The organism is Streptomyces sp. NPDC048560 (assembly GCF_040650955.1).
In the GTDB taxonomy this organism is placed as follows: domain Bacteria; phylum Actinomycetota; class Actinomycetes; order Streptomycetales; family Streptomycetaceae; genus Streptomyces.
Genome location: NZ_JBEZIJ010000012.1, coordinates 260,787 through 274,196, shown reverse-complemented (window position 1 = coordinate 274,196; position 13,410 = coordinate 260,787). Strand labels below are relative to the sequence as shown.

Genomic DNA, 13,410 nt, shown 5'->3' with positions numbered 1-13,410 from the left:
CGTGGTCCGCGCCCGTTGACACAGCGTGCTGCGGAACCGGCGTGTCGGCACCGGTCCCGCAGCACGCTCTTCCCCGTCGACGCGGTCAGCGGGTACCCACCGCTGCACGCACGGCCCGCCGCGCCATCGCGCAGTCGTCGTGCAGCCTGCGCAGCAGGAGACGTTGCTCCTCGCCGGAGGACAGCGCACCCGGCCTCTCCTGGCCGCCGCCCACGGACGGTGCCTCCCGCATGGTCCGCTGCACGGCGGTCTCGTACGTACGGATCTCCCGGGTCAGCACGAGCATGAGATTCACCAGGAACGCGTCACGCGCCGCCGGACCGTTGACCTGGGCCAGCTGACTGATCTGGCGCCGCGCCAAGGGGGCGTCACCCAGCACCGCCCACAGCGTCGCCAGGTCGTATCCCGGCAGGTACCAGCCCGCGTGCTCCCAGTCGACCAGCACGGGACCGGTGGGCGACAGCAGGATGTTCGACAGGAGCGCGTCACCGTGACAGAACTGCCCCATGCCCTGCTTGTTGCCCGAGTGGGCGAGACCGTGCAGCAGTTTCTGCAGATCACCCAGGTCACGGTCGGTGAAGAGCCCCAACTCGTGATAGCGGGCGATGCGTCCGGGGTAGTCCAGCGGGGCCTCGAACAGCCCCGCAGGCGGCCGCCAGCTGTTGACCCGGTTGATCGCACCGAGCGCCGCCCGCACATCCGCTCTCGGAGGGGCCTCCACCGGATGCCTCGTCAGAGCCGCGACCCGTCCGGGCATACGCTCGATCACCAGCGTGCAGTTCTCCGGGTCCGCGGCGATGAGCCGCGGTGCCCGCACCGGTGGGCGATGCCGGACGAAGGCGCGGTATGCAGCTATTTCGTGCCGGAACCGCTCCATCCACGCGGGCGAGTGGTCCAGTAAACACTTGGCCACGGCGGTGGTGCGCCCGGTGGTTCCCACGATGAGGACCGACCGGCCGCTGCGCCGCAGCACCTGCACGGGGTTGAACTCGGGGCAGATGCGGTGGACCGAGGCGATGGCCATCCGGAGCTGCGCGCCCTGGGGGCCGGACAAGTCGATTCTCCCGCTGAGCGGTTGCGTACCCAGCCCGGCCGGTCGCCTGATCCGACCCAGGCCGGGCGCCGGTGCGGCGTGGGGGTCGAGATACGGTCCGCCACCCGCCCCCATGGGACGGTACGGGCGGGGCGGGGCGGACACGGAGGACGATGCTGTGTACATGAGCGAGACAGATCCCTTCGTGCGCCGACAAGTTGCGTACGCCGCCCCGGCCGGCGGCCGTCAGGCACCCTGGGGAGTACCTAGGGCTGCCGGGCGGGGTGGCGCTTTCCTACCTGACACCGGCTCACGGGTGGCAGACCATCTGGCGCACCCTGGCGAACCCTGGCGAATAGTCGACCCGCATCTGCCAGGGGGTTAGTGTCAAGTCAGCCGAGAACCTGGGGGCTTGACGTGACCGGAGAACCCAACACCCGCCTCAACGACCTGTTCGGCCTGGCCGGATGGTCCAAGGGCGAACTCGCGAGAATGGTGAACCGACAGGCGGCGGCCATGGGCCACCTCCAACTGGCGACCGACACCTCGCGGGTCAGGCGTTGGATCGACATGGGGGAGTCCCCGCGCGATCCCGTGCCCGAAGTGCTGGCAGCCCTGTTCACCGAGCGGCTCGGCCGTGTCGTGACCATCGAGGACCTCGGGTTCGGCCGGCGCGGGCGTGTGGGGAAACGGCAGGACCCAGGGACGGAGAAGAATCCCGACGGCCTGCCGTGGGCGCCCGAACGGACGGCAGCGGTCCTCACCGAATTCACGGGAATGGACCTCATGCTCAACCGACGCGGCCTGGTGGGCGCGGGCGCGGCGCTCGTCGCCGGCTCAGCACTCACCAGCGCAATGTACGACTGGCTGCACGCCGCCCCCGCTCCGGCGGCCGACGCGCCACGCCTCAACGACGCGATGTACGCCGACAACGCCGGCTTCGACCGGTACGAGGCGGCACCCATCGGATCCGAGGAGATCGAGGCGCTCGAGCGCTCGGTCGAGGTGTTCCGTGCCTGGGACGCCTCACGCGGTGGCGGTCTCCAGCGCAAGGCGGTCGTGGGCCAGCTCAACGAGGTGGGCGGGATGCTCTCGTACCGCCACCCCGATCATCTCCAGCGCCGCCTGTGGGGCGTCGCCGCCAACCTGGCCGTCCTGGCCGGATGGATGTCCCACGACGTGGGCCTCGAACCCACCGCACAGAAGTACTTCGTCATCGCCGCCCACGCGGCGCGCGAGGGCGGCGACCGTCCCCGGGCGGGCGAGGCCCTGTCCAGGGCCGCACGCCAGATGGTGCACCTGGGCCGGCCCGATGACGCCCTGGACCTGATGAAGCTCGCGAAATCGGGTTCCGGCGAGGAGACCCTGCCGCGCACGAGGGCCATGCTCCACACCATCGAGGCGTGGGCCCAGGCATCCATGGGCAAGGGCCAGGCCATGCGCCGCACCCTCGGGGAGGCCGAGGAGCTCTTCGTCTCGGACAAGGGTGACGTCCCGCCGCCCAGCTGGATGCAGATGTTCGACGAGGCGGACATGCACGGGATGCAGGCACTCGCGTTCCGTACGCTCGCCGAGCACGACCCGTCGGCGGCGACCACCGCCCAGCGCCATGCCAAGCAGGCACTGGACCTGCGCATCAACGGTCGACAGCGCTCCAAGATCTTCGACTACATCTCGCTCGCCTCGGCCTGCTTCATCGCCGACGACCCCGAGCAGGCCGATCGGTACGCACGCCTCGCACTGGTGTCGATGGGGGAGACCTCCTCACACCGCACCTGGGACAGGCTGCGGGAGATGTACCGTCTCACCGGCCAGTTCGCGGGATACGCGAAGATCGAGGATCTGCGCGAGGAGATCGAACTGGCCCTTCCCCAGAGCACGTTCAAGAAGTCCCGGGGAAGCCAGATCTGACGCCGGACGGCGCCGCGTCCCTGTAACCCGTCACCAGGAATCCGTCACCACTGCGTCCGTCCCGGCGCGGGAACGTCCCAGCCGGAACGCCACAGCGCGGGAACCGTCACAGCGTGGAGACCGGCACACCTGACGGTGTGTCGGGCCGATTGGCGCTGCCCCGTACCCGCTTTTCCGACTGCCCGTCTCACTCTCCGATGCGGGCAACCAGCACACACGCGTCGTCCGGGCGTTCGGTCCCGCCGAACTCCTCGACAACGGCTCGTACGCAGTCCTGCGCCGTGCGGGCCTGTGCGAAGCGCGGCGCGAGCGCGAGCAGAGCCTCCGGGCCCGCACCCCGGCTCTCTCTGCGACGTGTCAGGCCGTCCGTGTGCAGGAACAGCACGTCTCCGGGCAGCAGCCGCACCTGGTCCTGCTCATAGGTGACTCCGGAGGCCGCGCCGAGCAGTACGCCGTCGGGCCGGGGCAGGGGATGCCCCGTTCCGCCACGGAACAGCACCGGTGCGGGGTGACCTGCCTGCGCCCAGGTGAGGCTGCCGGTCGCGGGGTCGAAGCGGCAGTACACGGCGCTGCCCAGAGCCGGCTGCACCGTTGATTCGAGCAGCTGGTTCAGGTGGCCCATCAGGGTGGCCGGCTCGATCCCGGCCACGGCCATCCCGCGGAGCGCGCCCAGCAGCATCGCCATGGCGGAGGTCGCGGGGATGCCGTGACCGGTGAGGTCGCCGACCGTCAGCAGCGTCCTGCCGTCCGGCAGTTCCAGTGCGTCGTACCAGTCGCCGCCGATCAGAGCGCTCGACTCCGAGGGCAGGTAGTGGCCCGCGACGTCGAGGGCGCCCGCTCCGTGCTTCGGAAGCCGGAGCGACCCACGCCATGGAGGCAGTACGGCCTCCTGCAGTTCGACGGCCATCCGGTGCTCGGTCCGTGCCCTGTGCTGTTCACGACGGACCGACTCGCGGGTCCGGCCGACGGCACGCTGGCTGCGGCGCAGCTCGCTGACGTCGCGCAGGACGGCCCACATGGAGGCGGTGCAGCCGTCCGCGTCGAGAACGGGTTCGCCCATCATGTGCAGCGTGCGCATGTGACCGTTGCTGCGCAGGATGCGGAATTCGCCGTCTATCGGTTTGCCGTCGACCAGGCAGGCGGTCACCATCGACGTCAGCAGCGGCTGGTCCTCGGGGAGGAGGACCGACGGCAGCTCGTCGAGTGACAGGGGCCCGGATGCGGGCGTCCTGCCGAAGATCTCGTACAGCTCGTCCGACCAGGTGACCTCGTCGGTCAGCAGGTTCCACTCGGCGCTGCCGACCCTGCTGAGGAGTGAGCCGGGCGGTGCGTCGGTGACGCTCGGCCGGGCGGTCACGGGCTCCGGTTCCACGGGGGCCTGGTCCGGCAGTCCTTCCCTGAGCTGTCCCAGGTGTCCGTCGAGGTCGTCGAGGTGATGGACCGCGAGGTCGCAGAGCGCGCGCTGCCAGCGCAGCTGGGGGTCGTCCTCGTCGATGACCACGGCGTCCCGCCGCACGGCATCCACATCTCCGCGCAGTCGACGGGCCCGGTGGATCAACGCGTCGACTGCATCTCGCTCGGGAAGCTGTGGTGCGGGGCGGTCCGCGAACAGATGGGACGGCATGTCGTACTCCGATACAGGCGCGGCGGCCAGTTCTCAAGGGTGGACCGAGACGACTGTCGCACAGGCTGGGGAAGCCCGTAAGGGATTTGGCAACACTCGATGCGTTGTTGCATCCGGCATATGCCATGGGCCCCCGAGACCGGTCTTCACTCCGAACATCCTTTCCTTTAAAGGGTGTTGAGGGCGCGCTGTCTCCGGCCTCAAACCTCCGGCGCGCGCCGGAGCGATAACGAGGAACCCCGTGCGCCCCCGCGAGGATGCGCGGGGAATGCCACCGCACCGCCCCGCGTTGACCGAGCAGAACGAAAACGACACCCATTCCCGTAACGGGGAGGGGGTCGGCGCACGCATCTGGAGGTGCCCATGGCACGCAGTGAAACCAGGCCCGTAGTCACACTCCGGTCGACCGCCGGAACGGGGCAGACCTACGTGACCCGCAAGAGCCGGCGCAACAACCCCGACCGGCTGGAACTGCGCAAGTACGATCCGGCCGCAGGTCAGCACGTTCTCTTCCGCGAGGCCCGCTGACGCAGGTGACCGAATGGGCGGCCGGTGGTACCGGCCCGTGGCCCGGCTCACATCCCGGGGTGGCGATTTCGAGGAACGCGCCCGGATGGTTTATCGTTCACCTATACGTGGGTGAACGGGGCCCTCGCCCGAGGCGACCGCTCCCCGTCCCCACTCCATGAGCAGCCCCGGCCGGATTCCCCCGATTCGGCCGGGGCTTCCCCCTTGCCCCGTCCGGTGCTCACCCGCGCGGTACCCGTCGGCGTCACATGCTCTCGTCGAGGTCCCCGGCATAGAGCTCGATGGCCCGGCGGTAGCGGGCCACGTACGGGTCGGTGCTGGTCGTGGCCACCAGCCTCAGCAGGATCTCCATCGCCTCGTGATGCTCGCCGATGTTGTACAGGGCCATGGCGAGGAAACTCCGCAGGGCCCCGTCGTCCGGGAACTCCGCCACGCCCGCGCGGAGCGTCTCGACGGCCTGGCCGTACCTGCCCAGTACCCGGTACGTGCTGCCGAGGCCGAGCATCGCGCCCCGGCGGTCCTCCACGGTGAGGCCGGGCAGTTGGAGGCAGCGCTCGTAGTACGGCACCGCCTCGGTCTCCAGGCCGAGCACGTCATGGACCCATGCGGTCTGGTAGGCCACGTCGGCCGCGTCGGGGAACTCCGCGGTGAGTGCGAGCAGGCGCTCCCTGGCCCGTTCGGGGTGGCCTTCCGCCCGCAGCCGTGCGGCCTCTGCCACCAACTTGTCCTTGTTCTGTGTGCTCATGCCGACATCGTCGCAGGCCGGTCCGGACCGCTCGGCAGGCGGGACGCGACCGGGCGTGTGGTCAAGGAAGTTCGGGGCAGTCTTTCGCCCATGACTGCTGAGGCGGAACACACCGGAGCGAGACACTGGGGACGGCTGCTGCTACGGGCCTCGATGCTCGTGGCGACGATCATCGGCCTGGTCGCCTTCTCCGTCGTCCTGGCCCACGTGACGCTCACCCCGTCGCCGGCCTCCGAAGACCTCGTGACCTCGAACCTGCGGCCCGGGCGGTCACTGCGGCAGTACGCCGAGGACTACACGTTTCTCGCCGCCTGCAAACAGGCGGGCGGAAATCTGCTGCTGGGCGCACCGTTCGGTGTGCTGCTGCCGATCCTGGTGGCGCGCAGGCTGCGGATGATCCGCATGATTCTCCTGACCGTGGCGGTCATGGTGATCGTCGAGCTCGTGCAGGGGGCACTCGTCGCCGGGCGGGCGTTCGACGTCGATGACGTGATCCTCAATACGACCGGCGCCCTGCTCGGCTATCTGCTGGTGGGCCGCAGGATCAGCCACCGCTACCACACGCTGAACGAAGGTCCCCGGGCAGCGGCACCGGCCGCCGGACCGGACACTTCGAAGGCGAACGCCGGGGGAGAGGACAAGGCCAAGGCCGGAACCAAGGCGAAGGCCGGGATCAAGCCCAGGCCGAGGACCAAGGCGAAGGCCGGGACCAAGGCCGGGGCAGGGACCACGGTCACGGACCGGATCAAGGCGAAGGCCGGGATCAGGTCCAAGAACGGGATGAAGGGGAAGTCCGGGACCACGCCCCGCGCGAAGCCGCGCAAGCCCGGTGCCGGCGCCCGAGAGGGCCGGAGCGTCTCCGCCCCGGCCCGTGTCCGTGAACTGTTCACCCGTATCCGGGACCGCGGGCCGGGCAAGGACGGAGGAGCGCCCCGGCCCGGCCGTAGCCGGCGTTAGAGAGCCGGGTGGGCGTTCTTCATGAGCTCCTGGAACTGGGCGGAGAACCAGTGGCCGGAGACCGGGGCGTTCGCCAGCGAGCCGGTCATGCTGTTGCCGTTACGGGGGTTACCCGTGTACGTCGGGTCGCACATACGGTCGAAGCCCTTGCCCTCGTCGTTCGGGATCGCCTTGCTGGAGCCGTCCGACTCACCCGGGGGCTTCACCCAGACGTAGGCGTCGATGCCGGGCTCCGGTGCGGTCTGCGGCCGCTCGCCGAGTCCGGCTCCGGCCTGGTTGCACCAGTTACCCATGTGGATGCGCCGGTCGTAGCGTCCGCCGTCGACGTAGGTGTCGACGCTGGTGCTCGCTCCCGGGCCGGCGGGCCTGGCGGTGCCTCCCCAGCCGTTGCGCGAGGTGTCGATCAACATGCCGATGCCGGAGTTGAAGCCGACCGAGACCAGCTTGGTGCGGAACCCCTGGGCGAAGGACAGCTCGTCCGTGTAGCGGTTCCAGTCCACCCACTTCGACTGCCGCACCGACGTTCCGTTGACGGAGTCGCCGATGGAGAAGTTCTCCTCCTTGAGCGCGCTGTAGTTGGCCGTGTTGGCGACGAATCCGTGCACGTCGTTCACCGTGGCGCCCTCGGAGGTGGCCGCCGCCTTGAACGTGTCGGCCGACGGGCCGAAGTTGTCGTCCCAGCCGATCCAGCCGTGGTGTCCGGCGTCGATGTAGTTGTAGACGTTGGGAGCGTCGCCGAGCTTGTTGAGCGCGTAGCCGACGCCCTTCACGTAGTTGCCGTTGGCCTTCATGACGTCGCAGGCCGGGGTGGCGGTGGCACGGCTGCCGGTGTTGGTGACCAGGTTGGGCAGCGAGTCGATCTCGACCGTGTTGACGATGCGCAGGCCGGCGTACTTGGGGTCGGCGAGGATCGCCGCGATCGGGTCGATGTACTCGGTCTTGTACCGGCCGATCTCGGTGGGACCGAGCTCGCCGTTGGAGGCGAGCGCCGCGCAGTCGCGCCCCGGCAGGTTGTAGATGACGAGCTGGACGACCAGCTCACCGGTGCCCTTCTGGGTGAGGGCCGCGTCCAGGTGGTCGCGCAGGCCCATGCCGCCGTTGACGCCCTCGATGGCGGCGATGCGGTCGAGCCAGACGGCGGTGGGCTCACTGGCGACGCGGGAGCCCCCGGGCTCGGCCGCGGCCTTCGCGGACCATTCCGGGTTCACGTAGACGTCGGCGCCCACGTACGGGTTGTCGACGCGGTCACCGACCGGCGGATCGGTGGGGTCGGTGGGGTCGGTCGGGTCCGTCGGGCCACCGTTGCACGTGACGCCGTTCAGTTTGAACGTCGCCGGAACGGTGCTGTTTCCGCTGCCACTGGCGTTGAAGCCGAAGGAGGTGGACGCCCCCGTGGCCAGGGAACCGTTGTACGAGACGTTCTTCGCGGTGACGGCGGCGCCGCTCTGCGACACGGTGGCGTTCCAGCCCTGGGAGACCTGCTCGCCGGCGGCGAACGACCACTCAAGCTGCCAGGCGTTGATCGCGTCGCCGGTGTTGGTGATGGTCACGGCGCTGGTGAGGCCGCCGTTCCACTGGTTCTGGATCTTGTAGTCGACGGTGCATCCGGCGGCTGCCGCCGCGGAGGGTACGGCTGCGGCGGCGGTGCCCGCCGCGGCGGCGACCAGCGCTCCCGCCGCGATGAGGGCGGTGCGTGACCTGCGGAGGGGGGTACGGCTCGTGCGGCTCATAAGAGTTTCCGTTTCCTCAGTTGTCGAGGGCGCGCAGGTGATCGCGCAGCCCGATTCCGTACGGGGTGGGGGTACCGTCGTAGTTGCTGATCAAGGCCGGACCGGTGGAACAGTCCCAGGTGTCCAGGTCCATCCGAGATAGGAGAGTCCGCGGTCGTCGAACCACCGCATGACCCGGTCGGCGAAGCCGTGGGAGCAGGTGTTCTCGCCGATCTCGCCGGCGACGAGGGGGACTTCGGCGGCGACCGGTGCGAGCGTGGAGTTCCAGCACTCCTCGTCAGCACAGACGTTGAAGTTGTAGACGTGCCAGGCGGCGGCGAGATTGCCCGCAGGGTCGTCCGGCCTGTGCTGGAGCCACTGACCGAGGTCGTTGGAGTACGCGAGACCGCCGGCCAGGATCAGGTTCCCGGCGCCGGTCGCCCGTACGGCGTCGACCAGATCCTGCATTCCCGCGACCTCGTATCCGATGCCCGGGCAGGTCCCGCCGTCCCGCCAGCAGGCCCAGGCCTTTCCGATGGTGGGCGTGGCACGGTCCGGATACGGCTCGTTGAAGAGGTCGAACACCACGGTCGGATCGTCCTTGAAGGCCGAGGCGACCGAGGACCAGAAGGCGGGTGTGTACCGCGCGTCGGGCATGGGCTTCTGGCAGCTGGCGTGCACGTCGGAGCAGCCGGCCGAGTTACCGGTGTACTGCCCCCACGTCCAGTGCAGTTCGACCATGGGTGTCATGCCGTGGTCCTTGACCCGTTGGACCAGGGCCTTCACGGCGTTGATGTAGTTGTCGCCCGCATAGCGCGGATCGATGTTGTCCAGGCCCAGCCAGCACTCCTCGTTCAGGGGGATACGGACGGTGTTGGCATTCCAGTCGGCGATCGCCTGTACAGAGGCGTCGTCGACCGGGCCGTCGAAGATTCCATGTCCCTGTACGCACATGAACTCTCCGCCGGAGCGGTTGACGCCGAGCATCCGGCGCGTGGCGCCGTTCGCGTCGACGAGCTTGTTGCCCGACACCTTCAGGACGGGAGGGCCGTCCGGCGGGTCGGGTGGATCGGTCGGGTCCGGTGGATCGGTCGGGTCCGGTGGGTCGGTCGGACCCGGGCCGCCGCCGCACGGCGTCCCGTTGAGCGTGAACGCGCCGGGCGCAGATCCCGTACCGGCTCCCGAGGCGAGGAAGCCGGCACTGACGCTCGCACCGTTCGCGAGCGTGCCGTTCCAGTTCTCGTTCGCGGCGGTGACGGTACTGCCCGACTGCGACCACCGGGCATTCCAGCCCTGCGTGACCTTCCGGTCGCCGGGCAGGTCGAATCCCAGGCTCCAACTGGTCACGGAGGAGCCGAGGTTGGTGAGCGTGAAAGACCCCTGGAAGCCGCCGTCCCACTGACTGGTGGTGGTGTACTCCACCGTGCAGAGGGGTGCGGAGCCGGAGGCGGTGACCACGGGTGCGACGGCAAGGCCGACCGTGGCGAGAACAGTTGCCAGGACTGAGCGGAACACGTGCCGTAAGTGTGGTGAATGCGGGGGGTGTCGCACGAAGCGACTCCTTATCGGCCGGACGTGCCCCCTACGGCACGTTGACTGATGGAACCGCTCCCACTGGTGTGGCAGACGTTAGAGCGTCAACTCGTGTCGGTCAACACACCAGTTCTGAACTCTATCTATCGAATTTATTCGACTCTTCAAGTCTATTGACTCCCTTTTTCCTCGTCCCCATGCTGGGAGCGCTCCCACTGGTTCAAGGCTTGTGCTCAACCCCGCAAGACCCCCCATGTCGTCGAGCCGCGAGAGGAACCCGCGCATGCCATCGGTAAGCGCACGAAGTACGTGGGTACCAAGGAGATCCGGCAGAACCGGAACGAAATCCCGACGGTTATGGACGGCGTTCGTCGCCGCCCTGGCGCTCCCCCTGGGAATGACCGCCGCCGCCGGCACTCCGGCCCAGGCCGCCGCTGTTCAGTGCAGCGTCGACTACAAGGCCAATGACTGGGGTTCGGGTTTCACCGCCGAACTCAACCTCACCAACCGGGGTTCCGCTCCCGTCGACGGCTGGACCCTCGCCTACAGTTACGCGGGCAATCAGACGCTCAGCAACGGCTGGAGCGGTACCTGGACCCAGTCCGGGAAGAACGTCACCGTCAAGAACGCCTCCTGGAACGCGACCATCGCCCCGGGAGCAGCCGTCACGACGGGTGCGCAGTTCACCTACAGCGGTACGAACGCCGCCCCCACCGGCTTCGCCGTCAACGGCACCACCTGCGCCGGCGCCCACCAGCCGCCGATCGCCGTCCTCACCAGCCCGGCGGCGGGTTCCGTCTTCACCGTGGGCGACTCCGTCCCGCTCGCCGCGACGGCGGCGGCCGCGGACGGGGCGACCATCAGCAAGGTGGAGTTCTACGACGACACGACCCTGCTCGGCACGGACACGACCTCGCCGTACTCCTACAACGCTTCGGGGCTCGCGGCGGGCGGACACTCCGTCTACGCACGGGCCTACGACAGCCAGGGCGCATCGGCCGAGTCACCTCCCGCGGGCATCACGGTCGTGGCGGGACCCGCCGTCGTCGCCACTCCCGCCCAACTGGGCGTCCGCCAGGGCACGTCCGGGACCTTCGGCGTATCGCTGTCCACGGCGCCGTCCGCTCCCGTCACCGTCACCGTGGCGCGGACCGCGGGCAACGCGGGACTGACGGTCACCGGCGGAGCGAGCCTCTCCTTCACACCGTCGAACTGGTCGACGGCACAGAAGGTGACCGTGAGCGCCGACAGCGCGGGCACGGGCGCCGCGACCTTCACCGTGACGGCTCCGGGGCACGCCAAGGCCGAGGTCACCGTCACGCAGCTGGCCGCGACCAAGACGTACGACGCGCGCTTCCTCGATCTGTACGGGAAGATCACCGACCCGGCGAACGGCTACTTCTCGCCGGAGGGCATTCCGTACCACTCCGTGGAGACGCTGATCGTGGAGGCACCGGACCACGGGCACGAGACGACGTCGGAGGCGTACAGCTACCTGATCTGGCTGCAGGCGATGTACGGGAAGATCACCGGGGACTGGACCAAGTTCAACGGGGCGTGGGACACCATGGAGAGGTACATGATCCCCACCCACGCCGACCAGCCCACGAACTCCTTCTACAACGCGTCCAAGCCCGCCACGTACGCACCGGAGTACGACGTACCGACCCAGTACCCCGCCGTCCTCGATCCCTCGGCGACCTCCGGCTCGGACCCCATCGCGGGTGAGCTGAAGAGCGCCTACGGCACCGACGACATCTACGGGATGCACTGGATCCAGGACGTCGACAACGTGTACGGCTTCGGCAACACACCCGGCAAGTGCTCGGCCGGCCCTGCCGAGACCGGGCCCTCGTACATCAACACCTTCCAGCGCGGGCCGCAGGAGTCCGTCTGGGAGACCGTCACCCACCCGACCTGCGACAAGTTCACCTACGGCGGTAAGAACGGCTACCTGGACCTGTTCACCGGGGACGCCTCGTACGCCAAGCAGTGGAAGTTCACCAACGCCCCCGACGCCGACGCCCGCGCGGTGCAGGCCGCCTACTGGGCCGACATGTGGGCCAAGGAGCAGGGCAAGGGCGGCGAGGTCTCGGCGACCGTCGGCAAGGCCGCCAAGATGGGCGACTACCTGCGCTACGCCATGTTCGACAAGTACTTCAAGAAGGTGGGCGGCTGCGTCGGCCCGACCACCTGCCCGGCGGGCACCGGCAAGGACAGCTCGCACTATCTGATGTCCTGGTACTACGCCTGGGGCGGCGCGACCGACACCGCGGCCGGCTGGTCCTGGCGCATCGGAAGCAGCCACGCGCACGGCGGGTACCAGAACCCGATGGCCGCGTACGCACTGAGCGCGGTCCCCGATCTCAAGCCCAAGTCGGCCACGGGACAGCAGGACTGGGCGAAGAGCCTCGACCGGCAGCTGGACTTCTACCAGTGGCTGCAGTCCTCCGAGGGTGCCATCGCGGGCGGCGCGACCAACAGCTGGAAGGGCAGTTACGCCCAGCCGCCGGCCGGGACCCCGACCTTCCACGGCATGTACTACGACGAGAAGCCGGTGTACCACGACCCGCCGTCCAACCAGTGGTTCGGCTTCCAGGCGTGGTCCATGGAACGCGTCGCCGAGTACTACCACGAGTCGGGCGACGCCCAGGCCAAGGCCGTACTCGACAAGTGGGTCGACTGGGCCCTGTCGGAGACGACGATCAACCCGGACGGCACGTACCGGGTTCCGTCCACCCTCAAGTGGACGGGAGCGCCCGACACCTGGAACGCGTCGAGCCCCGGCGCGAACAGCGGACTCCACGTGACCGTCGCCGACTACACCAACGACGTCGGTGTCGCCGGCGCCTACGCCCGGACGCTGACCTACTACGCGGCCAAGTCCGGCGACGCGGCGGCGAAGACCGCGGCGAAGGCCCTTCTGGACGGCATGTGGGACCACTACCAGGACGACGCCGGGGTGGCCGTCCCCGAGACCCGCGCCGACTACAACAGGTTCGACGACCCGGTGTACGTGCCGGGCGGCTGGACCGGCGCCATGCCCAACGGCGACACCGTCGACGCAGGCTCGACGTTCGCCTCCATCCGCTCGTTCTACAAGGACGACCCGAACTGGCCGAAGGTCCAGAGCTACCTGGACGGTGGCGCCGCTCCGGTGTTCACCTACCACCGCTTCTGGGCACAGGCCGACATCGCTCTGGCCCTCGGAGCGTACGGAGACCTCCTGGAGTGAGCGGGGGAGTGAGTACGCGAACGAGTGAATGAGCGAGGGCACGGAGGTGCGGGCCAGGGACCCGCACCTCCGTGTTCCTCCCGTGTTCCCCCGTGTGCCGGGCGGTACCCGTTCGGCCCGGCGGGGATTGCGCGC

Annotated in this window: 8 protein-coding genes and 1 pseudogene; 4 read left to right on the top strand and 5 right to left on the bottom strand. The window is 69.1% G+C overall.

Annotation, left to right across the window (positions count from 1 at the left end):
- Positions 1-85: 85 nt before the first annotated feature.
- Entirely contained in the window at positions 86-1,219 is a 1,134-nt protein-coding gene (locus tag AB0C82_RS29805; protein WP_362847831.1) for an aminoglycoside phosphotransferase family protein, read from the bottom strand.
- A 231-nt stretch (positions 1,220-1,450) separates the two neighbouring features.
- On the opposite strand from AB0C82_RS29805, the gene AB0C82_RS29800 reads away from it, so the two are divergent.
- The gene (locus AB0C82_RS29800; RefSeq protein ID WP_362847828.1) at positions 1,451-2,944 is read left to right on the top strand and encodes a hypothetical protein; all 1,494 of its coding nucleotides are present in this window, start codon (positions 1,451-1,453) and stop codon (positions 2,942-2,944) included.
- A gap of 187 nt (positions 2,945-3,131) precedes the next feature.
- Here the strand turns inward: AB0C82_RS29800 and AB0C82_RS29795 are convergent, their stop codons facing one another.
- Positions 3,132-4,568, bottom strand: a complete 1,437-nt coding sequence (locus AB0C82_RS29795; protein WP_362847825.1) for a SpoIIE family protein phosphatase — start codon at positions 4,566-4,568, stop codon at positions 3,132-3,134.
- 363 nt (positions 4,569-4,931) lie between these two features.
- On the opposite strand from AB0C82_RS29795, the gene rpmG reads away from it, so the two are divergent.
- Positions 4,932-5,096, top strand: a complete 165-nt coding sequence (gene rpmG / locus AB0C82_RS29790; protein ID WP_362847823.1) for a 50S ribosomal protein L33 — start codon at positions 4,932-4,934, stop codon at positions 5,094-5,096.
- 244 nt (positions 5,097-5,340) lie between these two features.
- On the opposite strand, the gene AB0C82_RS29785 is transcribed toward rpmG, so the two are convergent.
- Complete coding sequence (locus tag AB0C82_RS29785) at positions 5,341-5,841, bottom strand: tetratricopeptide repeat protein (RefSeq protein ID WP_362847820.1); 501 nt, start codon at positions 5,839-5,841, stop codon at positions 5,341-5,343.
- Between the two features lie 90 nt (positions 5,842-5,931).
- Here AB0C82_RS29785 and AB0C82_RS29780 point away from each other — a divergent pair, with 90 nt between their 5' ends.
- A complete protein-coding gene (locus AB0C82_RS29780; RefSeq protein ID WP_362847818.1) occupies positions 5,932-6,798 on the top strand; it encodes a VanZ family protein in 867 nt (288 codons plus the stop codon).
- Here the strand turns inward: AB0C82_RS29780 and AB0C82_RS29775 are convergent.
- Together AB0C82_RS29775 and AB0C82_RS29770 are read right to left on the bottom strand one after the other, a co-directional pair.
- On the bottom strand, positions 6,795-8,528 hold the full coding sequence (locus AB0C82_RS29775; RefSeq protein WP_362847816.1) for a glycoside hydrolase family 6 protein: 1,734 nt from the start codon (positions 8,526-8,528) through the stop codon (positions 6,795-6,797). The two genes, AB0C82_RS29780 and AB0C82_RS29775, sit on opposite strands and share 4 nt — an antisense overlap.
- A 16-nt stretch (positions 8,529-8,544) precedes the next feature.
- Positions 8,545-10,007: pseudogene (locus AB0C82_RS29770) on the bottom strand (cellulase family glycosylhydrolase).
- Between the two features lie 430 nt (positions 10,008-10,437).
- Here AB0C82_RS29770 and AB0C82_RS29765 point away from each other — a divergent pair.
- On the top strand, positions 10,438-13,275 hold the full coding sequence (locus tag AB0C82_RS29765) for a glycoside hydrolase family 48 protein (protein ID WP_362847813.1): 2,838 nt from the start codon (positions 10,438-10,440) through the stop codon (positions 13,273-13,275).
- Positions 13,276-13,410 lie beyond the last annotated feature (135 nt).